Below are 22,167 nucleotides of genomic sequence, written 5' to 3'. Positions count from 1 at the left end.
GATAATAAATTAGAGACAAGAAATTGCGAATGGCTTAAATAACAAGCAAAGCGATAACTGAATAGCTTGATTAACGGTTTTTATGATATTTAGTTGATTATTTCATGTTTTTTTCTTGCCGGATTACACTTCCAATGTTAGTATCCGCGCTCGATTTAGGACATAGAGTAAGGTCGCATTACTCCAATGTCCGACTTAGTTAACTTAAAGAGTATTTAAGATGAAATTTGAAGCAGTAGTACGTACTGACCTAGGTAAAGGTGCGAGCCGCCGCCTACGTCACGCAGAGCAATTCCCAGCAATCGTATACGGTGGCGAAGCTGCACCGATTGCAATCGCTCTACAACACAGCGATGTTATCAACCAAATGGACAAGCCTGAGTTCTACGAAGAAATCACTCTAGTGATCGACGGCGCAGAAGTTAAGGTTAAGCCGCAAGACATTCAACGTCACGCGTACAAGCCAAAAGTTGAGCACATGGACTTCAAACGCATCTAATTGCGAGTTCATACTCTTCAAAAAAGCGCCTTCTTGGCGCTTTTTTTTTGCCTGCCTGTCATTCATCAAATAAATTCTGCTGATACCCCACAGGCTCTGCTGGCGTCGATACCTCGCTATTCTGATTCGTTGTTCGCCTCAACCTCAAATAACGTTGGCGACACAGGCGAATGGTATTACGTTGTTGATCCGCTGTCATATTTTGCCAATTGAATCGCTCTTCACGACTACGCATACAACCTTTGCAATAACCACGCTCATTAACCTGGCATACCCCAATACACGGGCTCGGAATCGAAAAAAACTCCAGCTGTTCCATTCTCTCCTCCCCCATCTGCAGACTCTCAATTGATAATATGCAGATCTTATAAGCACGTCCACTTTTGCTTTTCGCGTAAATATACTGAGTGCTAGCCAGCATAATACTTAGATCAATTACTTATCCTGATTGGTATGACTAAATTTCAAATGCTTGATTATTCATCTATCTTGCAAAAGCATGCCAGCTTCTGATACTGTCCTATGGCTATTTGGAATATAGCTTTGTTAACAAGGAGGGAACCATGGATTTTTTTGTACCATCGGCGTCTAGCCCGCAGCAGGCCGAATCTGTCTTTTCATCGATTGCCAATCACGTATCTGCCCCAGCTCAATCACAACGCGTGTTCAGGCTCGAATGGCAACATGAAGGGGTAAGCTGTTCCTGCGAAATTGGTAAGCCGTTACCAGCCATCTTCCGAACTGATGAAACGGTACTCGCAATCTTTGACTGCGGCGATGTTTTTAAAATATGTACACCGAACCGCGGCGCAATTAAGTTTGATCCTATTCATGCGATCAAATCTTCGGTCGTCAACATTGACTATTTCAACTGATCTTATTTGATCGCAAAAGATCAAACATATCAGAGTCACATAGGTACAAACGCGCTAATGAGCGCGTTTTTGCTTTCTTTTCCTAGCAAACAACAAGATTCCAACCACTTAACCTCAATAGTTTTTCAACACTTTTGCTATTCTATCACTTGCTCTTTATGCATACACGAGCACGCTTTTCCCCATAAGAATTATCCCCTTACATAATATTCACCCTGTGAATATTATAATTATCGATAATTGATAACTTACGTGATAGCATCCCCCGCAAATAAATAATCAATTCACATTGTCAATATATGGATGTATATCGCTTTGGCGACTTTGGACAATAAGAATCAAAGGTAACTCATTCATGTTTCTTAAAAACCTCTCTATTGGCAAAAAAATTGCCGTTGCTTTCACAACCATAGCGGTGATCAACTTAAGCTTTGGTCTGTTCCTTGTCAGTGAATTAGGAAAAGTAAAACAAGAATTACTTAACTTTACTGACGACACTCTGCCTGCGATGCAACATGTTGATGAGATCAGAGATAAAATGTCTTACTGGCGTCGTACGCAATTCGCTGTACTGGCTATCAAGGATCCAGCAGAAATCAGACAAACAATTCAACGCAATGAACGCATCCGTCAAGAGATCCAAACGGGTCTTGAAACGTATGGCCAAAGCGTATGGCCTGGCGAAGAAGAGCAAACTTTTAACCGGATGATGAAAAGTTGGAATCACTACATTGGTACAATGGCCAAGTTCAACAATGCCATGCTTGCGATGGATAAAACCACCGCGCACCCAATTTTGGCCCAATCACTTTCTCAGTTTGAAGGAATCGAATCGGATATCAATGTACTGATCGATATTTTACAAGGCGCGATGGATGATAATCGCGGTTCTATTTTACGCTCGGTGACCAATCTAAATACCACTTCTATCACCAGCAACATCGTTATTTTAGCGATTATGATAGTAATGACATTGTTACTAACACGTATTATTTGCGGACCACTCAGACTCGTGGTTGAACAAGCCAACGCCATTGCTGACGGCAACTTAGCGAAGAAACTCGACCGTGACGCTATCGGCAACGATGAATTAGGTGAACTGGCCGACTCTTCACTTAAAATGCAAAACAACCTACGTCAATTGATCGACGAAATCATCTCTGCTGTCACTCAACTTAGCAGTGCGGTTGAAGAAATGACCCAAATCTCAGATATGTCTGCTGATGGTATGAAAGAGCAGCAGCATCAGATCACTCAGGTTGCTACAGCCATGACAGAAATGAAAGCGGCTGTTGGTGATGTGGCGCGTAATACTGAAGATTCAGCCTCTCAAGCCATGGGCGCTAATGATAAAGCACAAGAGGGCGCCCGCGATAATGAAGTGATGGTTGGTTCAATACAGGATGTTGCTGTAACCATTGAACAAGCGGGTGAAACCGTTTCCGAACTGGAACAACAATCCAAACAAATCAACGTCGTGCTTGATGTGATTCGAGGCATTGCCGAGCAAACCAACCTGCTTGCACTGAATGCGGCCATCGAAGCTGCTCGTGCAGGTGAATCAGGTCGTGGTTTTGCCGTGGTAGCTGATGAAGTACGTACACTGGCAGGGCGTACGCAAGATTCAACCGGAGAAATCACTGCGATCATCGAAAAACTTCAACAAATGGCGAAACAAGCGAAGGACGCAACCGAACGTTCACAAACGAGTATCGCAACCTGTGTGGAACAAGGGACTCACTCGCAACAAATCATGTTGTCGATTGAAGAGTCTATCGCCCACATTGCCGATATGGGAACGCAAATCGCTAGCGCATGCAGCCAGCAAGATTCTGTCGCCGATGAGCTTAGCCGCAATATCGAAAATATCCATGTCGCCTCTCAAGAAGTGGCGCAAGGCTCAGAACAAACGGCACAAGCATGTCGTGAGCTCAGCCAGCTATCCGTGACATTGCAAGATGCAATGGGACGCTTCAAACTGAGTTAATAAATGTACATGCCCCCATCCTTTGGGGGCTTTTTTGCTAGCAGCTAAACTCAACTAAAATAACCCAAGCTGCGGTGCCGTGATCTCATCAAAATGCTTACCAATAAAAGGTAATATCCCATCAGCCACCGGCTTTAATTGCTTTTCAACATAATGGTTATAATCTACCGGGCTTTGCTGCGCTTCTTTGGGTTCAGGGCCATTGAGCGTGATCAGATATTCTATCCAGCCACCATTCTGGTATTGCAGCGGCCTACCCTGCTTTCTATTTAGCTCATCAGCCATTCTTGCAGCGCGAACATGAGGCGGCACATTTTTCTGGTACTCAGACAGGTTACGCCGTAACCTCTTCCGGTATATCAGCTTGTCGTCAAATAACCCGGCATTGGCTTTCTCAACATACTGGCGCACATATTCCTCAACATCCTGATTGTGAAAGACTTTGTAATATAGGGTTTTCTGAAATTCCTGTGCCAGCAGAGTCCAGTCCGTTCGTACCGTTTCCAGGCCCTTGAAGACAATCTCTTCCTTTTCGCCTTTCTTTACCAAGCCGGCGTAGCGCTTCTTGCTGCCCGTCTCTTGGCCGCGGATTGTTGGCATCAGAAACTTGCGATAATGGGTTTCATACTCCAGTTCAAGCGCCGATTCTAATCCATACTCATTGTGCAGATGCTCACGCCACCACTGATTGATATAAGCCACCAGCTCATTACCAATAGCATTGGCATCTTGTTCTGAATGAGCCTGCTTTAATGACACAAAGGTCGAGTCGGTGTCACCATAAATCACCTCATAGCCTTTCTCTTCTATCAAAGCACGTGTTGTCTTCATGATTTCGTGCCCACGCATGGTAATAGATGAAGCTAAACGATGATCAAAAAAACGACAGCCTGACGATCCTAATACACCGTAAAATGAGTTCATGATGATCTTTATCGCCTGAGAAAATGCTTTCTCGCCATCTCGTTTGGCCTGATCACGAGCGGACCACAGCTCTTCGATCATCTTGGGCAAAAAGTGTTTCTCCCGATGAAAGCGCCCACCGCGAAAACCGGCAATCGCCTGATCATCGCTTTTTCCTTCCTCTAGTAGCAAGCCTTCCACCAATCCCATCGGGTCGATACGGAACGAACGAATGATCGAGGGATAAAGGGATTTGAAATCCAACACTAACACTGAGTTATAGAGCCCAGGTTTTGAATCCATCACGTAGCCACCGGGGCTGGCAATCCAGTTCTCGCTATCCAAGCTCGGCGCTACATATCCGGCACGGTGAAGCTGAGGAAGGTAGAGGTTAGTAAACGCCGCGACCGAACCGCCAATGCGATCAAGCTCAACCCCTGTTAAACGGCTCCGTTCAACGGCAAAATCCAATAAATGAGTATACTCAAAAATACGTGTAACCAGTTTGCAGTCCTGCAGGTTATAGCGGGCAAGTGATAACTTGTCATGACGGAACATCTGGTTAATTTCATCCATCCGATCATGAACATTATGGATCTGCTTGCCTTCCCCCAGCAATTCTTGCGAAACCGATTCGAGCGACCAGGAACGGAAGTTATAGGTAGCGGTTTTTAATGTATCAATGCCATCGAGTACAATACGCCCAGGAATCGTTATAAAGCCCTGATTTGCGTTCTGGCTAGACTGCCGCCAATGTGGTGTTTGCCTACCGCGCCCTATTCGCAAACTAATCGCATTCCACTCAGCACGTTTGAGCAACAGCCGGAAATCAAAATCAATGACATTCCAGCCAATAATAATATCGGGATCATATTGGATAAACCAAGACTCCAAGGCCAGCAATAACTCTTTTTCCGATGCTACCCACTGAATCCAGCCCTCTTCAGCCTCGTCATTTTTGGGTTCCCCCACCATGATCACTCGGCTGTCCATCTTGCCGTGTAAACCTACCGAGTAGAGCACACCTTTTTCAGAACACTCAATATCAAGCGATACCAATGAAAGCCGGGGGATATAATCTGCCGCTTTGGTTTTCACCTGGTGATATTCATCATATCCCGCTTTATGCTGGCAATTTCCGCTAAAACTAATCCCACCGCGAATGAAACGCTCCATCAAATATCGATCAGCCAACCGAATATCGGCTTCATAGACATCTATACCCTCGGCACCAAGCAGAGGCATTAGTTGCAGGCTGTCGCGGACAGTCTGGGTATAGCAACCAGACATGGGTTTGTGCTGAAAATTCTTCAGCGATAGCGTCCGCCATGAAACGGGCAAATTGGCGGCCTGAATAACACGTTCAGCATGAGCCAGATCGTCATTAGCAATAAAACAAACAGGCTTGTCACCTTGTACAATCAAACGACAAGGTCCCTGTTCGGTTTTTACCCATAAAACAATCTCGGTTTGACCACGGAAGTCACGACTTTGCCTTGTTAGTACGAAGCCAGTTGATTGATTTTGCAAAAATACCTCAGGCACAAAAGAAAATTTAGTGCGGTAACAATGCTTGCTACCTCAGTAATACCAAACGAACAATGACCAGCTCCAGTCAGAGCAAGTGGCAAAGGCCGGACAGTCATAAAGCTTAACCGATTTTGCGGTCAATCTTCTCAAATTCAGACACTATCCAGCCACCAAATGATTCAATCATAAACAGTGCAGCCTTTTTAGGTACTTGAGTTCTTCCCGCTAAAACAAACAAGCGCTCTACCTCAAGTTCCTTGTCAGGATAATATTTGAGAAAAACATCGGCGCATTGCTCTATTGATAAAGCCAGTGTTTTCTCACGATGCATTACCAGAGAAAAACAGGTCCATAGCATTTTCTTGGCGATATATTCGCAATAGTCTAAGTAGTTTTGTACCACCTTGGTGGCCATGATTTTCTGACGAAACTCGCTGAGCTCGCTCTTAATATCACCATTAAATGACTTAGCTATATCCCAACTGGCTTCAAAACATCCAAATCTGGTCGACAGGTCGTCACCGTACAAACAGATACAGCAATGCTTAAGCCAAACTCCCCAGGTAAAAATAGAGGCCAATGACAATACCTCTTCTAATTCCCCAGTTTTCAGCTCGACCGAAGGCACGACAGCGTGCTTAATTTCAACTCGCCGCTTAATAGAACTGAGTATTGACTGTTCAGATGCATTGAGTGGTCGCTGCACAATGATAGTGAGGTTTAAATCCGATTTGCCGACCTTCGCTTCCCGACGGGCAACACTACCAAAAGCATAGACACTGTGAAGGTTACTACCCAAGCCCGCTCTTAGCTGCTTTACAGCATCGAGCAATACAGGTACGTATTCATTCTGTAAAGGGGCTTCGCCATCAAGTACAGGTAAAGCTTTCGCCACAGGTTTTTCCTTCCGACTAGTTGTTATACACGCTTTATTACAGGAGTAACCTGCTTAGATGATTCTATCAAATCACAAGTCTTTAGCGGTAACAATCATGCTAAATTCAGCTTAAGTATAAGTCTATGACCAACTATTTTTTCATAGAATCATTTCATTTGTTTACTATTATATTTTGACAGTTATTTGTCACTTAAAGTTAATTAAATGACAAGAAAATGACTAAAATATATTTAAAAAGATAAATCCCTAATTATTATAGGAAAAAGTAAAAAACTCAGATATCCTTCGTGCACAACAATATACTTAGGTTAATTTTTTTGGATCATGATGAATAAAAGTCATACCGTTACCATACTTATTGCTACTTTTGTTATTGGCCTTATCATTGATGTCATATTGGTCAAGCATCAAGCAAAGCAAGAATCTGAAAAAACGGTTACTCATCTGATCACATCCATGACTGAAACACTCAGTAAGATAGAGCGCAAATTAATACTCGCAAATCAAAGTCATGTTCCATGCAGTATCGAAAGTAAACAGGTTCTAGAAAGTATTGTTTTTGGTTCGAGTGTTATACAAGAAATATCTTATATTGAAGACTTCCGCTTTATATGTAGTGATCGTGATAACAAAACAAATACTGCAATAAACGAAGAACACGCCAAATTTATAAAAAATGCTAGTGACTATGTTATTTATCGAGCTAACAGTCAACGACGAAACATTGAAGGTCTTTTTTTCATGATACCCGTTAATAACGGATGGTATCGTATCCTGCTAGATTCTCGCTATATGGATTTCTGGCTTACAGAGCTGACAGCGCATCACAACTTGTATGGTTGTCTGCTTGATAGCCGTAATAGTGAACTTTATCGCTGTAATTCACATAAAGATGATCAAATTGCTTTCTCAGTGACCTTAACTTCTGAGAAATTCCCAATAACGGCCACCGTGGGATACACAGAACAAATGCTGTTACAGGTCATGCTTGATCAGCTACCGTATGCGACCTTAGTTATCTTGATCTTATCTGGGTTAGTTCTTCTGATTATTCACGCTATCTCTAACTGGCGACATTCCCTACTTTCGGATATTCAACGAGGCATTAAAAATAAAGAGTTCTACGCTTTTTACCAACCTATCGTTTGCTCAAAGAGCGGAAAGTGGCAAGGCGCTGAGTTATTAGCTCGTTGGTTCCCCCCTCATAGTGATATTATTTCGCCAGCAGAGTTTATTCCAGCTGCGGAGCAATCCGGGCTTATTAATGACATTACACTGCTGCTACTTGAGAGAGCGGCATTTGAAAAAGAAATGATTAATAGCGTATCGCCAGATAGCTATATTTCAATTAATGTCACAGCATCTATGATTGCTAACCCTAGCTATGTAACCGCCTTAATTGAGGTGATAGCTAAATACCCTTCCCTGCAGTCTAATATTGTATTGGAGTTTACTGAACGAGAAGCTTTCTCAAATACTGAGTTATCAGTATTACAATCCGGAATGCAAAGACTACGCGAAGTGGGTATTCGCTGGGCCCTTGATGATTTTGGTACTGGATATGCGGGCCTTTCGACACTTCAGGCACTGCGTTTCGATATTCTAAAAATTGATCGCACCTTCGTCGCGTCTTCAGTCACCGGGGCCGTCACCCACTCCATTCTTGGCAACATCGCCGAGATAGGCCATAAATTACAATGTTCACTGGTCGCCGAAGGCGTCGAAACCAAAGAACAAGCTGATCATGTTGCTCAGCTAGGCATCCAGCTTAGCCAGGGTTTCTATTTTGACAAACCGATGTCTTTTGATGACTATTTATCCAATCTTGAACGTATACAGTCCCCGATATCCACATTCCTTCAAGATGCTGGATTCAAAATGACGTCAGTCAGCTCAACCCATGGAGAATGTGCCGAGGAATGACATATCCTTTTGAGTGCATCTAACACGAAAGTGAATTGGCTGTAGCACTCCCAAAGCGCGAATTATCCAGTAACAGCGATTGTTACCCCTACGGCAGCAAATAAGCCTGGCAATGCTCATCTGCTGCTACGATTACCAATTTGATCTATCACTAGGTATACTGTCCGTTCAATCAACACCAGAGATTTATGAAGTTCATGGAAACACCAAACTTGATTTCTTACGACGACGTTATTGATACGGCTTACGATATTTTCCTTGAAATGGCTCCTGACAGCCTTGAGCAAGCCGACGTCCTTCTTTTCACCTTGCAGTTCGATGACCGTGGTGCGGCAGAAATTGTAGAAACTAAAGACGACTGGGCTGGCCACGTCGGATTTGATGTCGATAAAGAAGTGTTTGCTGAAGTTCGTATCGGCCTGGTGAATGACGCAAATGATGAGCTAGATGACGTATTTGCTCGAATGCTGGTGAGCCGAGATCCAGAGAACAAGTTCTGTCACATTCTATGGAAACGTGATTAAGTATCCGCATGTTACAAACAATGAAAAGGCGGAGCTGATGCTCCGCCTTTGCTTTTGGCTTCTTACTTAATACCAATCAGCATAAGTATTTGATCATTCTTGCTGGTTAAAATCACCTATTACTGCGTTAGTTTTTTTGTAATTAGAACCACTAGTTACTGCAAACCCTTTCTTGTCTTAGGTGACTTTCCCTGCGCAATTATCTGAACACTTACTTATCCCGATTGGTATAACAAGCAATACGCTATGACTATGCAAGAACAGGTGTATCTTGTTGGTGGCTGTGACGTACCCATAGCAGACTGACGACCACCAGCACGGCCATAACAGTCATCACAACACCTAAGCTGTATTGGTCTTCAGCTCGCATCAGTGAAGCTGCCAATGTTGCCAAGCCCGCACCAAGGTTCTGAAGCCCGCCAAGAACGGCTCCCGCAGTACCGGCATGATGCGGAAATGGCTGAATCGCTGCCGTTGTTGCTGCCGGGAATAAGATACCCGCACCAATAAAATAAATGAAAGCACCACCTATTAATGAGCTAACAGTCACCAAACCTGCCATGCCTGGAATGAGTATGGCCAACGCGCCAATGATAATTGCCAGCATCCCTAAATACATCACGCGAGTATTGCCTAGCTGCTTAACCAATGATGATGACAGCCAAGAGCCTGCGAGATAACCAGGCAAAGGTAGTACAAACAACCAGCTCACCGTTTTAGGGTCCAGCTTAAGCACACTCCCCAATAAAACACCAGCAGCGGCTTCAAATACTGCAATACCCGCAAAGGTTGCAACCAGACAAAGTACATAGCCTTGAAAACGACGGTTACCCAGCACATAACGGTAGCTTACCCACACCCTTTCCGCACGACGGCTCTCGACAGGCAAGGTTTCAGAAAACAGAAACATCATTGCCAGCGTCACAATCGAACCAAACACCAAGAGAAAGATATAGCTTGCATTCCAGTCAAATGTCGCTGACAAGTAACCGCCCAGCACAGGGGCAATCAGCGGCGAAAAGATCACCCCCATACTAACGAGGCTATTTGCACGGTGTAAATCAGCGCCATCGTAACAGTCACGTGTCACGGTACGACACATAGCGCCACTACAGCCTGTACCCAACCCCTGAACGAAACTTGCAATCAAAAACCATTCAAACGAAGGGGCTAGCAGTGCAGCCATTGTGCCAACCAAGAAAATCACCATACCGATAATGATCACCGGACGGCGCCCAATTCGATCTGATAACGGGCCATAGATGAACTGAGATAGGCCATAAGGGATCAGGTACGCTGCCATTACCGCCTGAAGGTACGAAGACTCAACCGCAAAAAACTCTGACATCGCAGGAATCGATGGCACATACATAGTTTGCGTCATTTGACCGACAGCAGCCAGAATGATTATTAAAAATAACAGCTTTGCCATATTAGCAGAAGAAGATTGTTGAGCCACAACCTTTGCCCTCATCACAGAATTAAATAAAGAATATTTGCCGAATATTTAGAAAAATCGCCAAATAGCAGCACAAAACACCAAGTCAAAGTAACTGACGGCAATTAATACTCAGTTATCGGAGGCACTTAGATTCAAGCTCTGTTTTGTGTGCGATGATAGTAATCGGGAAACCATTATCAGGCAAGAAGTTAGCGTGCCACGCAGCACGAAACTTTATTATGATTTGGATTAGTAAAACTAATGGAAGAAAGCCGAATTTTACTTAATTAACAACTGGCTGGCTGACGATGATACGATTAATGCTCAGACCGGTGTCGAAAGCCTCGACTCAATCGCATCAATACAAAGTCGAACCAACAGTGGCATAGAATTATTAAATGCATGCATAGCGTAAACCGATGTCGGAGCAAGGTAGCTCCCCGGCACAGCCTCTTTCAGCAATCCAGCCTGCTCCCGTTGATGAAAAATAAACTCAGGAACAATCCCTAAGCCAGCTCCAGCTTCAATGAGTGCCTGGGTTGTCGGTAATGAATCAGCGAAACGGGTAGGATGCATCATCAAAGTAATAGGCTCTGTCTTTGATTGATGATAAAGGTGGTGGATTACATATTTCCCCTGCCAGACATTGGCTACATAGTCGCACTGACTTAATCTTTCGGACAAGTCAGCAGAATAGGCAAGCGTTTCATCCAGTTGGCTAATATAGCCAGGTGACCCACACAATACATCCCGAAACTGGCCAATCCGGCGCTGTCGATAGCTGCTTGAAGGCGACTCTCCCACCCTAACAGCAAAATCAATACCGTGTTCGATAATGTCTATCCTGCCGTCGTCCGCGACCAAATGGGGAATAATGGCTGGATATACGGAGACTAATTCACCGATAGCCGGCGCAACAATGCTCCCCATCAGTGCATGAGGAGCAGTTATGGTTATTGCTCCAGTTGGGGTAAGTTGACTTTCCCTCGCCCCTTCCCAAGCTTCCTGAGCCAGTTGGTTCATTTGCTGACACTTTTCATAAAATGCAGTCCCTGCAGGCGTCAGGGTTTGCCTGCGGGTCGTTCGTTTCAGCAGCATGATCCCGAGTTCCTGCTCAAGCACTTTTAGATGCTGGCTGATCACCGACTTCGACAAGCTCAACGATTCTGCTGCAGCGCTTATTGAGCCGCATTCTACGACTTTGGCAAACACAGCCATATGGCGAAGATAATTCATAGTATTGTTCAGTTTTATCAAACAGTATTTACATATTAATCGGTTTTTCCCACCCAATATGTTTTTTATCCTTGTTTCACCAATAAAAAACATGACAGGACAACCAATGATTCTTTCTTCTCAAGTGCCCGTTGCTTTCAAAAATGGTATTACGAAATGGAAAAGTGCTTTTAATCAACAGGATGCAACAGGCTGTTCAGCCCAATACACCGATGATGCAATCATGCATGCCAGACCATTCGGTACTTTCACTGGCACAGAGGAAATTCAGGCTTTTTGGCAGCAGATTATCGATTCAGGTTATCGCGATGTCGCTTACCAGAACACGACCTGGGAGCTGAAAGACGACAATTGCTTCATTCTTCGCTCTGAGTGGACAATGAATAAGGCCTTTGGTGTCGTCCATGAAGAACACTGGATGCTCCAGCCTGATGGAACGGCCAAGCTAGCGTATGATGATTTTGAAGTACTGGGTGAAAGGTAATACCAATCGGGATAAGTAAGTGTTCAGATCATTACGCAGTTAAGCACTCAAATACTTATGCGAATTGATATAAATGCCCAATAAAGAAAAACCCCGCTTGAGCGGGGTTTTCAGTATAGAAACCATTAAGCCTAGTCAAAATTAAACCGGTGCTTACCGCGGCTCGCTTTTGTTTTCAGATAACTTTCATTACCTTCCTTAACGTGCGCTTTGGTTCCTACTACTTCAGTGATCGTAATGCCCAGCGCTTCAAGCTCATTAATCTTTTTAGGGTTATTGGTGATCAGGCGGATCGCAGTAATACCCAGAGCTTTTAACATCTGAGCGGCTTCAGTAAAGTCTCGTAAATCATCGCCGAAACCTAGGTGATTATTCGCCTCATAGGTGTTCATTCCCTGGCTTTGCAGCTCATAAGCATCAATTTTGTTGTACAAGCCAATACCACGCCCTTCCTGACGCAAGTAAAGTAATACACCACCCTGCTCACCCATTTTGACCAGAGTTTCATCGAGTTGCTCACCACAATCACAGCGAGATGAATGGAATACGTCACCAGTAAGGCATTCGGAGTGCATGCGAACCAGTGGAGGTAAAGACTGTTTATCTGCGTCCTGAAAAATGAGGGCTACATGCTCTTTGCCTGACTCAAGCCCATTGAAAGAAAGTAGATCTGCCGCTATATCACTATTCAAGCCGACTTTAAAAGGCACTCGCGCCCTTACATTAACCATGTTGTTCCTAAGTACTTCTGATTGGCTATTATGGGAAGACAAGGACTAACTGACGACTCAGCTGACGCTAGCCCATAAAAGCAGATAACCTTTACTAAATGCTCAATAATCATAATACCTTGATTCTAAAGTACTTGATTAGATATTGAACATTCCTCTTTAATGCTTAGATGATATCTAAAATTATTGCACTAAAACAGCACTACAACACCTACTTGCTGTGATAGCAACCGGATTGTGACTTTTATATCAGCCACGACCAACCTTGTAATTGTTATATTATAACAATTAATTTATCAACTCATTATGCTAACAGTTTCAAATATTGAATAAATAGGCTTAGCTCAGAACTAATTGATATATCCCTAATTTTTTATTTCACACCGTAGTGCTTTTCTAGGCGCGAGTGCAGGAAGGAACAGGCCGAAAGTAGGGTAAAACAAATCACTCCCCCCATAATTATCGTCAGCCTTTGCCAGTCTGCTCCCATTATCATTCTTTCCATCAGCATCTGGTAGGTAACCAGTCCCCAGGTACCCGCCACTGCAACAAGACAAAACTGGATAACACGAACAGTGATGGGATGCTTAACTAGCAACAATAGTGGGAAAATAACCAAGCCAAAGAACCAGGCCATATCCCCGACGCGCAAAAAATGCGCAGCCAGCAGCCAGAAGCTGAGCACTACGGGAAGCAGTAAACCTACAACACTAAAAGAGCCTGTTTTATTCTTCATTTCATTGCCCCACAGCTTAAAGTTGCAATATGAATACAACTTTAAGCTGTAAATTACCAGCCGATAATTATTAGCAGGAACCACAAGTAGTTAGAGCCTGTACTACTCGCCTTGCTGTTCAAGTTCATCAGCCAGCGAAATAAGCTTATCAAGAATACGCTCACCATCTGCACGTAAGCCGTTATGCTCGTACTCATTCGTCATCCAGGCGCGAGAGTTCGCCACCTGGGCTAAAGTCTCACTGCTAAAATCAAACTCTACATACATATCTTCCACATACACTGCAGCAACAAAAGGTACGGTATTTTTTGCCAGCTGTTCAGGGTTATAGAGTTGTGGCCAGTCTGTCTTCTCAGCAAGTATTTCCGCCGCTTCTTTTAACGGTTTCAGACACTCTAGCTGTTCAAACATCCATGGATAGACCATCTCACCGGTAAAGCAAAAGTCCGTACCAACCTCAAACTGGTACTGCGAGTATTCTGCACGAACACGATGAGCCGCCCAGTTAGAAGCCGCTCCCTGACAATAGATGGATTCATGCAATATAGCGTAAATCGGATTGGTCTGATAAGACTGCTCTGCCAGCATCGAGTTTAAGAAACTGTAACTGAGTTGCTCCTTGCCTCCAACCTGAACAAAGGCACCTTCAAGCAAATAATACATCGCGCTATTTGCACCACTGCGCCCCAGGTTAATGCCAAGCAGCTGGAATTGCTCTACGGTAAAACGCTGTCCGTTTGGCAGCCTTACATCATTATTGATTAAGTGCTCTGCAATGTGATTACACATCAACTGCGCCTGTGGGAACTCAGTGAAGAACTTCTTATTCTTGTCCATCACCCGCTGGTAAGTTGCTCGGTAGACTTCATCGGCTTGTCGAGTTAACGACGGTATTCCACCTGTGATATAGGCTCTTGATAGGCTAGCCGGATAATATGACAGATAGTGCAATGCACAAAAGCCACCAAAGCTTTGCCCAAGCAGCGCCCACTTTTCGACTCCTAACTCCTCACGAATCGCTTCGGCATCACGAACAATATTGTCAGCCCGGAAATGGGTAAGGTATTCAACTTGTTCTTCAACGTTCTTATCAGCCAAGGTTTGGGCATTCACGACTTGGCTATTACCCGTTCCCCGCTGGTCAAGCAATAATACTCGGTACTGCTGCAGCGCACGTTTTAGCCAGCCACTATTGGCATCAGGACGAGGGGAAGGAAACCCCGGCCCACCCTGGAGGTATACCAACCATGGCAGATCATCATTCTGCTTCTCTTTCAGTACCACTTCTCGGGCAAATACTGTAATTTGCTCGCCTTCCTGATTTCCATAATCAAGCGGTAAGAGAAAATGATGCTGTCGGCACAACATATTTTCGATGTAATAATTAGGCTGCACTCTATCTTTCCCTTTGATCTTTATTTTCATTGTTATTTAATCACCCGCATCTTACATATAAACAAGTAACTTGAGAATAAAGCCGTACTCACCTACCATCACCGCACAGTATAATAAAGCCCATAAATCGCTAAATGGTATATTCAATCATTCAAGCCACCTATAGCTTTGCTAGGCCTCATAACTAAAAGTTAAGAATTCAGCTATGAATACATCTCTCTGGTTGCGATGGAAATTACCGTTCACTCTCTTTTTGCTGGGCATTTCGCTTATTGCATTATCATCTCAGCCTTTAAGCAGCCTGCTATTCAAGCATGATGTATCAGTTCGATTAGATAACCTGTATTCCTTCTATCAAGGCCGCTACCTGAAAATTGGTACCGAAATCGATAACTTGGTCGAGCGCCTGTCCTTCACCTGTAATGAGGATGACCTTGCCTATCTAAGAGATACAATAGAGCAATCAACAGTAATCCAACTGGTTGAAATACAAAGTAAAGAAGCTAACTGCTCAATCTATGGCCATGGTATCAGCTTAATCAAAGAACAAGATGAAACCGATTCCATTGTTGATAACAGCTACCGAATGAATAGCTATAAAGTCGAGCCCTACTTCAACCACCGGATGAAACTGTCCCTTTACATGCCGGATACAACCTTGATAGCCATTACAGAGCCGTTTCAGCATATTTTCACTGAAAGTGAAACCTGTAAGGACTGTATCGCAATGGGACTTGAAAATGAAGGAGCCTTCATCCCGCTCTACCCCCGGGATCCCTCACAAAACTACCAGCACATAGGATCGAAGAAATTCAGCAGTAAATATATTGTCCATATATACGCAACCGACCGTGGTATTCGATTCACATCGCAGTCAGATTTATTTTTTGTCCAGCTATTTCTCGGTTCGATATGGCTTTCCGTCTGCCTGATTATTGGTCTGCGCCGTACTCCCAACAGAACACTGAAAGACTTGATCGCACAAGGGCTCAAGGACAATGAATTTGTTCCCTATTATCAGCCAATCATTAATACGGAGAAGCAGCGCGTGGAATGCTGCGAAATTCTTGTTCGATGGCAAAAAAGCAGCGGTGAGATTATTGCGCCAAACCAGTTTATTCCGATTGCCGAACATAATGGTCAGATCATAGAACTGACCTACTACCTGTTGAACTACGTAGCAGATCAGCTCAAGGAGTTACCAACAACCGAAACGCATTTCTACGTCAGCCTGAATGTCATACCCAAACAACTCGAAGACAATGACTTTGCAGAGCAAGTGTTTACCATTATGGATAACTTCGATATTTCGCCCAACAGCATTGCCTTGGAAGTAACCGAACGGACGCCATTCACCAACCTTAAAAAAGCCAATGCCGTTATTAACCGATTAAAGCATCGGGGAATAGATATCAAACTTGACGATGCCGGCACGGGCTATGGCGGTTTCAGCTACTTACAAGAACTTCCAATCGATACGCTCAAAATTGACAAGATGTTCGTCGAGACCATCGGTACCGACGATGTTAAGAGTAAGATTCTCAACTCAATCATCGTATTTGGTCAAAATGCGGGTTTGAAACTAATAGCGGAAGGTGTCGAAACCCAGGAACAAGTGGATTACCTTCATAGCAAGGGAGTCTACTTGATGCAGGGGTATTTCTTTGCCAAGCCAATGCCGTTCGCCGAACTCTGTGAGTTTTACTTGAGTGCTCGCGATCCACACTAAGCTTTAGGGCACAGTTTCAGCAGCAAAGGCGTAATTCAGTGAAAATTAAAAACAAGATCAATCCACTGAAAGGCAAATAACCTCGAAAATTAGGTGCGGATTTAAGCAACCTCACCTTTTTTGCGCAACTTCAATTGTTATTTATTTTAAAAGCTCTAAAATTGCCCAGTTTATTATTTCTGAACTGATTTTGAGCTTTGCTCTCAGGCAGATCTATTTTATTCAGTCTTACAGCATGTACGCTGTACTCGACGCAGTAAAGGAAACAACATGATTCAAGTAGTTGGGCACAAAAACCCTGATAGCGATAGCATCTGTTCAGCACTAGTTGGTGCAGAGCTTCTTAAAGCACGTGGCCTAGAGGCTAAAGCGGTTCGTCAAGGCGAACTTAACCGCGAAACCCAACACATCCTAAAAACTGCTGGTGTTGATCAACCAGAAATGTGTATGGGCGTTGCTGGCGAAAAAGTATGGTTGGTTGACTACACTGATCTAGCTCAGGCTCCTGACGATATTGCTGACGCCGAAATCGTAGGTATTGTTGATCACCACCGCCTAGGTGATGTGATGACAGTTAACCCGCTTGAAGCGTGGATCTGGCCAGTTGGTTGTACTTGTACCATCATGTTCAACCTGTTCAAGATGGAAAACACTGAAATCACTCGTGAACTTGCAACTCTAATGATGTCTGCAATTCTAAGTGATACGGTTGGCTTCGCTTCTCCGACTTGTACTCAAAAAGATAAAGACGCTGTTGCTGAACTTGCACCTCTTGCTGGTGTAGAAGATCTAGACCTGTTCATCAAAGAGCTTCTAATTGCAAAAACAGACATCGAAGGTCTGACAGCCGCAGAGCTTGTTGAAAAAGATCTAAAAGCATACCCATTCAACGAGCGTAACGTTGTTGTGGGTCAAATCGAACTTGCAACACTAGAGCAAGTAGATGGCATCATCGACGAGCTAAATGCAGACCTACAGCGTCGTTGCGACGAAGAAGGCCTTGCAATGGCTGCGCTTATGCTTACAGACATCACCACTAGCACCACACGCCTACTATACAAAGGCGAGTGGAACGCTGCACTAGACGCACATGCTAAAGATGGCGCTCTAATGATGGAAAACACGCTAAGCCGTAAGAAACAAGGCTGGCCATGGCTACAGACGGTACTTGCGTAAGCAATCCCCTCTGAGAAAGCAAAAAAGGAACGCAATGCGTTCCTTTTTTATTCCAAAGCCTTCTAGCGTTTAGATCCTAGCCTTGTAGTTTCATTAAGTATTTCGGAAAAATGTTCAACAAACTGTCGGCCGACAACCTTCCCTTCCCGGTAATCAATTTCCAAATCATCTTTGTCACTGAGTAATGCCCGACTTTTTAGCGAACGCTCAGGTGCAATTTGAATGACCTTCAGGCCACCAGGCGGATTAAGCAGAAAGCTATTAGCCTTACTATGTGTTTGATAATAACAGTTAAGCATTTCTAGTACTTCGGTACTCTTGCCTTTACCCGTGATAGATAGGAAACGCTCTATATTATCGGCGGACAAGAACCGCCAGCTACTCTCTTTGGGCGTACCTTTATCAACATCAATCTCGACTAAATTTGGTGGTTGTAGTCCAGGCTCATCCGTCGGCTTCTCGTTCCACATCAGTTTCCACTGCTCAAGCCGTTGGGTTAACTCACCGTGAATTGCTTTGACTCTGTCTAATGACTGATTCAGACTTAGCTTTTCAATGTACTCGGGCAATGCTGTCTCAATTTTATCCCGCCAATCATAAAAAACCCCCGCCTCTTCAGCCAAACTCTGGATCGGTTCGGTACGAACAACAACCACCAAGTCGGCACCACGTAACCAGGCCTCTTTGACAGGCACCGCAGCGCTAACACCACCATCAACCCATTCGAGATCACGTAAGTTCACAGGCTGATTGTAGATAATTGGGATCGCACAGGTTGCACGTAATACTTCGCGCCAGTCTTTTTGGTACATTGGTAAATAAATATCCTGGAGCGTATCCTTGCGCGTGGCACAAGCCAGTGCAGCCCGATGCTGAAGTACATCTCTTGCTGTTTCCAAATCTAACTGTAGTGAACCACCGGGCGCAACGGTTTGCAGTGCCCAGTCAAGATTCATGGGCTTTTGCTTGCTCAGATATTTATAGAGGTTAAAAAATTCGTTATCTGTGGTGTAATTAACAATAAAGTTATAACCAAACTGAGGCTGACGGCTGATATAAGAAGAAAGGTTCAAGGCTCCCGCAGAGGTACCAACATAAAGCTCGAAGGGATCAAATCCGGCCTCTAGGAACGCGTCGAAAACCCCTGCAGTAAATATTCCTCGCTGTCCTCCACCTTGTACGACCAAAGCAATTTTTTTCTTTCTGGCACCAACAAGCCGTGTTGAAAAAGTATTAACTAATTGTAAATCATGTTCACTTAAACTAAACGGCAAATGATTCATCATAGTCTACTCACAACAAAGAATACGAAAACTCACTGTCGGCAGTATACCATCCCTAGCTTAAGCAAAACGCAATACCCATCAAAATCCCCAGTATTAATTAATAACTTACGCAGTAACTGAGATAACGCCGAAGCTCAGTATCACTGTCATTGCAACAGCTGTAGCAAAAATAGCCAGCTTTAAATCAAACTCCATCTTTAGTCTCCCATTCGCTATTATTTTAACATTGCTTTAACCTTAGTTTAGGGGCACTTCAAGATTCTGACTATTAAAAAAGCATCAATTTCAGATTGCTGTCACAATTAGACATACATTGGATCAAAGGAATAGAGTCGAACAATGAAGCTCCCGATAATTGCAACTCTCATTGGCACCACCCTGGCCACCTTCGTTTCAACCCCTGTCATTGCCAGTAACACTTTTTACCTAACACCCTATATTGGTTATAGCTTTTCAAACGATATAAGTGACGAAGATGGTATTAAGGTATCGATTGAAGATGATCAACACTTTGCTATCGGGCTTGATACTGACATGGATGCTGGACGAGTCGGGTTATTCGTCAGCCACCAGCCTAACGAAGTCGAAGATATTGAAGGTGACAGTTCTTTTACCTACGTTCATTTTCAGAGCTCCCTTCGCTTCAACACTTTCTCCCAGGGAGATACCTTCTTCGGGGCCAGTATTGGCACCACTATTGTTGACGCAGACTGGACCGATGACGACATGTTTTTTTCAGCCGGATTATTTGGCGGAGCAGAATATAAAATCAGCAACAATACCCGAATTGTATTTGAGGGGCGCTGGTTGGCCAATCTCGTAGACAGCGACAACTCAGCAATTTGTAACCTTCCTACGGGAAATGAAAGCTGCCGTATCCGTATTGATTCAGAATGGCTCAGTCAGTTCCAAACAAATATAGGTATTAGCTTTTCCTTTTGAGCATTTATTCTAAAGGCCGGTTTATCTGGCCTTTTATCATCTTACTACCTCTAATCTCTGTAATTTGATGATTTAACAGTCACAATCATCAGCTATTGAAAATAATATTTCCCCCTACCCAAAAGCCAGCATCCAGTGAATTCCTCTAGATAACAATCGCCTCCTCTCTTGTTTGTACAAGCGCAACTCTCTTAACACAAAAGTTAACACCAACACACCACACCGTTAACAAAGTTACAGTCTATTGCTTTACATTTTGACTCTGGTTAATCTCAACTCATTAACGTGGTTAATCAATCCAGATTCTACGTTTCAGGAAGTAAGAATTCAGAAGAAAAATCTCATAACGATTTGTTTCATAGAGAATTGCAGTACATAAGGAGATGTTTATGAAACGCGAACAATGGGGCTCTCGCGCAGGGTTTATCCTAGCGGCAGTAGGGTCAGCAATCGGTCTGGGGAACATTTGGCGTTTCCCGTATATGGCCTACGAGAACGGCGGCGGCGCATTTTTTATTCCATACCTTTTCGCCATGCTAACTGCTGGTATTCCATTTATGATTATGGAGTTCAGCCTAGGTCATAAACTACGTGGTGCTGCACCACGTGCTTTTTCAAAAATGGGCGGTAAGCTTGAATGGCTTGGTTGGTTCCAAGTATTTATTGCTGCAATCATCGCCGTATACTACGTCGCGGTTATCGGCTGGGCAATTTCCTATCTTAGCTATTCATTTACCCAGAGCTGGGGAAGTGATACCAACGGTTTCTTCTTCGGAGAGTACCTACAGCTTGGTGAAAACTCACCGACTAAGCTTGGTAGCCTGCAAATGCACATTGCAATTCCGATGGCCATCGCTTGGGCGATCACTTTTGCGGCAATCTTTACCGGCGTCAAGGGCGGTATCGAACGAGCCAGTAAAATCATGATGCCGTTGCTGTTCCTAATGGTCATTGGTTTAATCACCCGTATCGTCTTCCTGCCTGGCGCACTGGACGGCCTTAACTACCTATTCCAACCAGATTTCAGCAAAATTTTAGATGCGAAAGTATGGTCAGCAGCCTATGGTCAAATCTTCTTCACGCTAAGTGTCGGCTTTGCCATCATGATTGCCTACTCAAGCTATCTGCCAGAGAAATCTGACATCAATAACAACGCATTCATGACAGTATTGATTAACTGTGGTTTCTCTATCACTGCTGGTGTACTGATCTTCGGTGTACTGGGTTATATGGCGCAAGAACAAGCCAAACCCCTGACAGAAGTTGTATCCGCCGGTGTAGGTCTGGCCTTTGTGACCATACCGGCCGCCATCAACTTACTTCCGGCACCGTATATTCTTGGACCACTGTTCTTCCTGGCATTGGTTGTAGCCGGCTTAAGTTCACACATCTCAATTATCGAAGCCGTTACGTCGGCAGTAATAGACAAACTGAACTGGACACGTAAAAAAGCTTCTTCTGTGGTGTGTGGTGTAGGCTTCGTCGTTTCGATGGCATTCGCAACCAACGGTGGCTTACTACTGCTAGACCTGGTGGATTACTTCATCAACAACGTGGCGCTATTAACCAGTTGCCTAATTGAACTAATCGTTATTGGCTGGCTATTTAAAGTGGCGGATATACGTAGCTATGTTAATAACATCTCCGAGTTCAGTATTGGTAAATGGTTTGAAATCTGTATCCGTTTCCTAAGCCCGGCAATGCTTGCGGTCATCTTAGGGACAAACCTAGTAAACACATTTAATGATGGTTACGGTGGCTACGCAATGTCTGACTTGCTGCTACTTGGTTGGGGACTGGTTGCTGCAATGTTCGTCGTTGCCGTCATCATCAACCTAACGTCGAAACCACAAACACATCAGGAGGCATAAT

General features: G+C 44.0%; 20 protein-coding genes. 10 read left to right on the top strand and 10 right to left on the bottom strand.

From position 1 onward, the window contains the following. Window positions 1-220: 220 nt before the first annotated feature. Window positions 221-499 (top strand): 50S ribosomal protein L25, encoded by a 279-nt coding sequence (rplY, locus tag MD588_RS03225; RefSeq protein WP_265695395.1) that lies wholly within the window; start codon window positions 221-223, stop codon window positions 497-499. A gap of 58 nt (window positions 500-557) precedes the next feature. Here rplY and MD588_RS03220 read toward each other — a convergent pair whose 3' ends face one another. Continuing rightward, window positions 558-818 (bottom strand): DUF1289 domain-containing protein, encoded by a 261-nt coding sequence (locus MD588_RS03220; RefSeq protein WP_265695394.1) that lies wholly within the window; start codon window positions 816-818, stop codon window positions 558-560. A gap of 244 nt (window positions 819-1,062) precedes the next feature. On the opposite strand from MD588_RS03220, the gene MD588_RS03215 reads away from it, so the two are divergent. Both MD588_RS03215 and MD588_RS03210 read left to right on the top strand, forming a co-directional pair. Further along, a complete protein-coding gene (locus tag MD588_RS03215; protein ID WP_265695393.1) occupies window positions 1,063-1,374 on the top strand; it encodes a hypothetical protein in 312 nt (103 codons plus the stop codon). A gap of 355 nt (window positions 1,375-1,729) precedes the next feature. After that, on the top strand, window positions 1,730-3,361 hold the full coding sequence (locus tag MD588_RS03210) for a methyl-accepting chemotaxis protein (RefSeq protein ID WP_265695392.1): 1,632 nt from the start codon (window positions 1,730-1,732) through the stop codon (window positions 3,359-3,361). A 54-nt stretch (window positions 3,362-3,415) separates the two neighbouring features. Here MD588_RS03210 and MD588_RS03205 read toward each other — a convergent pair whose 3' ends face one another. Next, complete coding sequence (locus tag MD588_RS03205; RefSeq protein WP_265695391.1) at window positions 3,416-5,794, bottom strand: DNA polymerase II; 2,379 nt, start codon at window positions 5,792-5,794, stop codon at window positions 3,416-3,418. 121 nt (window positions 5,795-5,915) lie between these two features. After that, on the bottom strand, window positions 5,916-6,689 hold the full coding sequence (locus tag MD588_RS03200; protein ID WP_265695390.1) for a nucleotidyltransferase domain-containing protein: 774 nt from the start codon (window positions 6,687-6,689) through the stop codon (window positions 5,916-5,918). 330 nt (window positions 6,690-7,019) lie between these two features. Here MD588_RS03200 and MD588_RS03195 point away from each other — a divergent pair, with 330 nt between their 5' ends. Both MD588_RS03195 and MD588_RS03190 read left to right on the top strand, forming a co-directional pair. Further along, entirely contained in the window at window positions 7,020-8,615 is a 1,596-nt protein-coding gene (locus tag MD588_RS03195; protein WP_265695388.1) for an EAL domain-containing protein, read from the top strand. A gap of 197 nt (window positions 8,616-8,812) precedes the next feature. Further along, window positions 8,813-9,139, top strand: coding sequence for an HI1450 family dsDNA-mimic protein (locus MD588_RS03190; protein WP_265695622.1), 327 nt, complete (start codon window positions 8,813-8,815; stop codon window positions 9,137-9,139). Between the two features lie 250 nt (window positions 9,140-9,389). On the opposite strand, the gene emrD is transcribed toward MD588_RS03190, so the two are convergent. Together emrD and MD588_RS03180 are read right to left on the bottom strand one after the other, a co-directional pair. Further along, window positions 9,390-10,598, bottom strand: a complete 1,209-nt coding sequence (gene emrD / locus MD588_RS03185) for a multidrug efflux MFS transporter EmrD (protein ID WP_407676533.1) — start codon at window positions 10,596-10,598, stop codon at window positions 9,390-9,392. A 306-nt stretch (window positions 10,599-10,904) separates the two neighbouring features. After that, window positions 10,905-11,816 (bottom strand): LysR family transcriptional regulator, encoded by a 912-nt coding sequence (locus tag MD588_RS03180; RefSeq protein WP_265695387.1) that lies wholly within the window; start codon window positions 11,814-11,816, stop codon window positions 10,905-10,907. A gap of 106 nt (window positions 11,817-11,922) precedes the next feature. On the opposite strand from MD588_RS03180, the gene MD588_RS03175 reads away from it, so the two are divergent. After that, window positions 11,923-12,300, top strand: a complete 378-nt coding sequence (locus tag MD588_RS03175) for a nuclear transport factor 2 family protein (RefSeq protein ID WP_265695383.1) — start codon at window positions 11,923-11,925, stop codon at window positions 12,298-12,300. A gap of 131 nt (window positions 12,301-12,431) precedes the next feature. Here the strand turns inward: MD588_RS03175 and MD588_RS03170 are convergent, their stop codons facing one another. The 3 genes from MD588_RS03170 to MD588_RS03160 all read right to left on the bottom strand — a co-directional run bounded on the left by MD588_RS03170 (window position 12,432) and on the right by MD588_RS03160 (window position 15,162). Then, window positions 12,432-13,031, bottom strand: coding sequence for a GTP cyclohydrolase II (locus MD588_RS03170; RefSeq protein WP_265695382.1), 600 nt, complete (start codon window positions 13,029-13,031; stop codon window positions 12,432-12,434). Window positions 13,032-13,404: 373 nt separating this feature from the next. Continuing rightward, entirely contained in the window at window positions 13,405-13,767 is a 363-nt protein-coding gene (locus MD588_RS03165) for a hypothetical protein (protein WP_265695380.1), read from the bottom strand. A gap of 102 nt (window positions 13,768-13,869) precedes the next feature. Then, a complete protein-coding gene (locus MD588_RS03160; protein WP_407676536.1) occupies window positions 13,870-15,162 on the bottom strand; it encodes an alpha/beta fold hydrolase in 1,293 nt (430 codons plus the stop codon). 205 nt (window positions 15,163-15,367) lie between these two features. Here MD588_RS03160 and MD588_RS03155 point away from each other — a divergent pair, with 205 nt between their 5' ends. Further along, a complete protein-coding gene (locus MD588_RS03155) occupies window positions 15,368-16,891 on the top strand; it encodes an EAL domain-containing protein (protein WP_265695377.1) in 1,524 nt (507 codons plus the stop codon). Between the two features lie 270 nt (window positions 16,892-17,161). Further along, window positions 17,162-18,067 carry a manganese-dependent inorganic pyrophosphatase gene (locus tag MD588_RS03150; RefSeq protein WP_265695376.1) on the top strand — a complete coding sequence of 302 codons (906 nt, stop codon included), beginning with the start codon at window positions 17,162-17,164 and terminating at the stop codon, window positions 18,065-18,067. A 62-nt stretch (window positions 18,068-18,129) separates the two neighbouring features. On the opposite strand, the gene MD588_RS03145 is transcribed toward MD588_RS03150, so the two are convergent. Beyond that, window positions 18,130-19,353 (bottom strand): patatin-like phospholipase family protein, encoded by a 1,224-nt coding sequence (locus MD588_RS03145; RefSeq protein ID WP_265695375.1) that lies wholly within the window; start codon window positions 19,351-19,353, stop codon window positions 18,130-18,132. Between the two features lie 105 nt (window positions 19,354-19,458). Next, window positions 19,459-19,548 carry a cytochrome bd-I oxidase subunit CydH gene (gene cydH, locus MD588_RS03140; protein WP_265695374.1) on the bottom strand — a complete coding sequence of 30 codons (90 nt, stop codon included), beginning with the start codon at window positions 19,546-19,548 and terminating at the stop codon, window positions 19,459-19,461. A 144-nt stretch (window positions 19,549-19,692) separates the two neighbouring features. On the opposite strand from cydH, the gene MD588_RS03135 reads away from it, so the two are divergent. Continuing rightward, window positions 19,693-20,295 (top strand): hypothetical protein, encoded by a 603-nt coding sequence (locus MD588_RS03135; RefSeq protein ID WP_265695372.1) that lies wholly within the window; start codon window positions 19,693-19,695, stop codon window positions 20,293-20,295. Window positions 20,296-20,684: 389 nt separating this feature from the next. Next, complete coding sequence (locus MD588_RS03130) at window positions 20,685-22,166, top strand: sodium-dependent transporter (protein ID WP_265695371.1); 1,482 nt, start codon at window positions 20,685-20,687, stop codon at window positions 22,164-22,166. Window position 22,167 lies beyond the last annotated feature (1 nt).

The sequence above is a fragment of the Photobacterium obscurum genome (genome assembly GCF_026191635.1).
Lineage (GTDB): Bacteria > Pseudomonadota > Gammaproteobacteria > Enterobacterales > Vibrionaceae > Photobacterium > Photobacterium obscurum.
The sequence above is the reverse complement of the archived record's forward strand: the minus strand, read 5'-3'. Positions and strand labels throughout refer to the sequence as shown.

Coding starts and splice junctions, on each gene's coding strand:
- MD588_RS03145 (WP_265695375.1), bottom strand. CDS start 19,353: ATGATGAATCATTTGCCGTTTAGTTTAAGTGAACATGATTTACAATTA.
- MD588_RS03180 (WP_265695387.1), bottom strand. CDS start 11,816: ATGAATTATCTTCGCCATATGGCTGTGTTTGCCAAAGTCGTAGAATGC.
- cydH (WP_265695374.1), bottom strand. CDS start 19,548: ATGGAGTTTGATTTAAAGCTGGCTATTTTTGCTACAGCTGTTGCAATG.
- MD588_RS03165 (WP_265695380.1), bottom strand. CDS start 13,767: ATGAAGAATAAAACAGGCTCTTTTAGTGTTGTAGGTTTACTGCTTCCC.
- MD588_RS03150 (WP_265695376.1), top strand. CDS start 17,162: ATGATTCAAGTAGTTGGGCACAAAAACCCTGATAGCGATAGCATCTGT.
- MD588_RS03215 (WP_265695393.1), top strand. CDS start 1,063: ATGGATTTTTTTGTACCATCGGCGTCTAGCCCGCAGCAGGCCGAATCT.
- MD588_RS03175 (WP_265695383.1), top strand. CDS start 11,923: ATGATTCTTTCTTCTCAAGTGCCCGTTGCTTTCAAAAATGGTATTACG.
- MD588_RS03170 (WP_265695382.1), bottom strand. CDS start 13,031: ATGGTTAATGTAAGGGCGCGAGTGCCTTTTAAAGTCGGCTTGAATAGT.
- MD588_RS03130 (WP_265695371.1), top strand. CDS start 20,685: ATGAAACGCGAACAATGGGGCTCTCGCGCAGGGTTTATCCTAGCGGCA.
- rplY (WP_265695395.1), top strand. CDS start 221: ATGAAATTTGAAGCAGTAGTACGTACTGACCTAGGTAAAGGTGCGAGC.
- MD588_RS03135 (WP_265695372.1), top strand. CDS start 19,693: ATGAAGCTCCCGATAATTGCAACTCTCATTGGCACCACCCTGGCCACC.
- MD588_RS03220 (WP_265695394.1), bottom strand. CDS start 818: ATGGAACAGCTGGAGTTTTTTTCGATTCCGAGCCCGTGTATTGGGGTA.
- MD588_RS03210 (WP_265695392.1), top strand. CDS start 1,730: ATGTTTCTTAAAAACCTCTCTATTGGCAAAAAAATTGCCGTTGCTTTC.
- MD588_RS03155 (WP_265695377.1), top strand. CDS start 15,368: ATGAATACATCTCTCTGGTTGCGATGGAAATTACCGTTCACTCTCTTT.
- MD588_RS03195 (WP_265695388.1), top strand. CDS start 7,020: ATGAATAAAAGTCATACCGTTACCATACTTATTGCTACTTTTGTTATT.
- MD588_RS03190 (WP_265695622.1), top strand. CDS start 8,813: ATGGAAACACCAAACTTGATTTCTTACGACGACGTTATTGATACGGCT.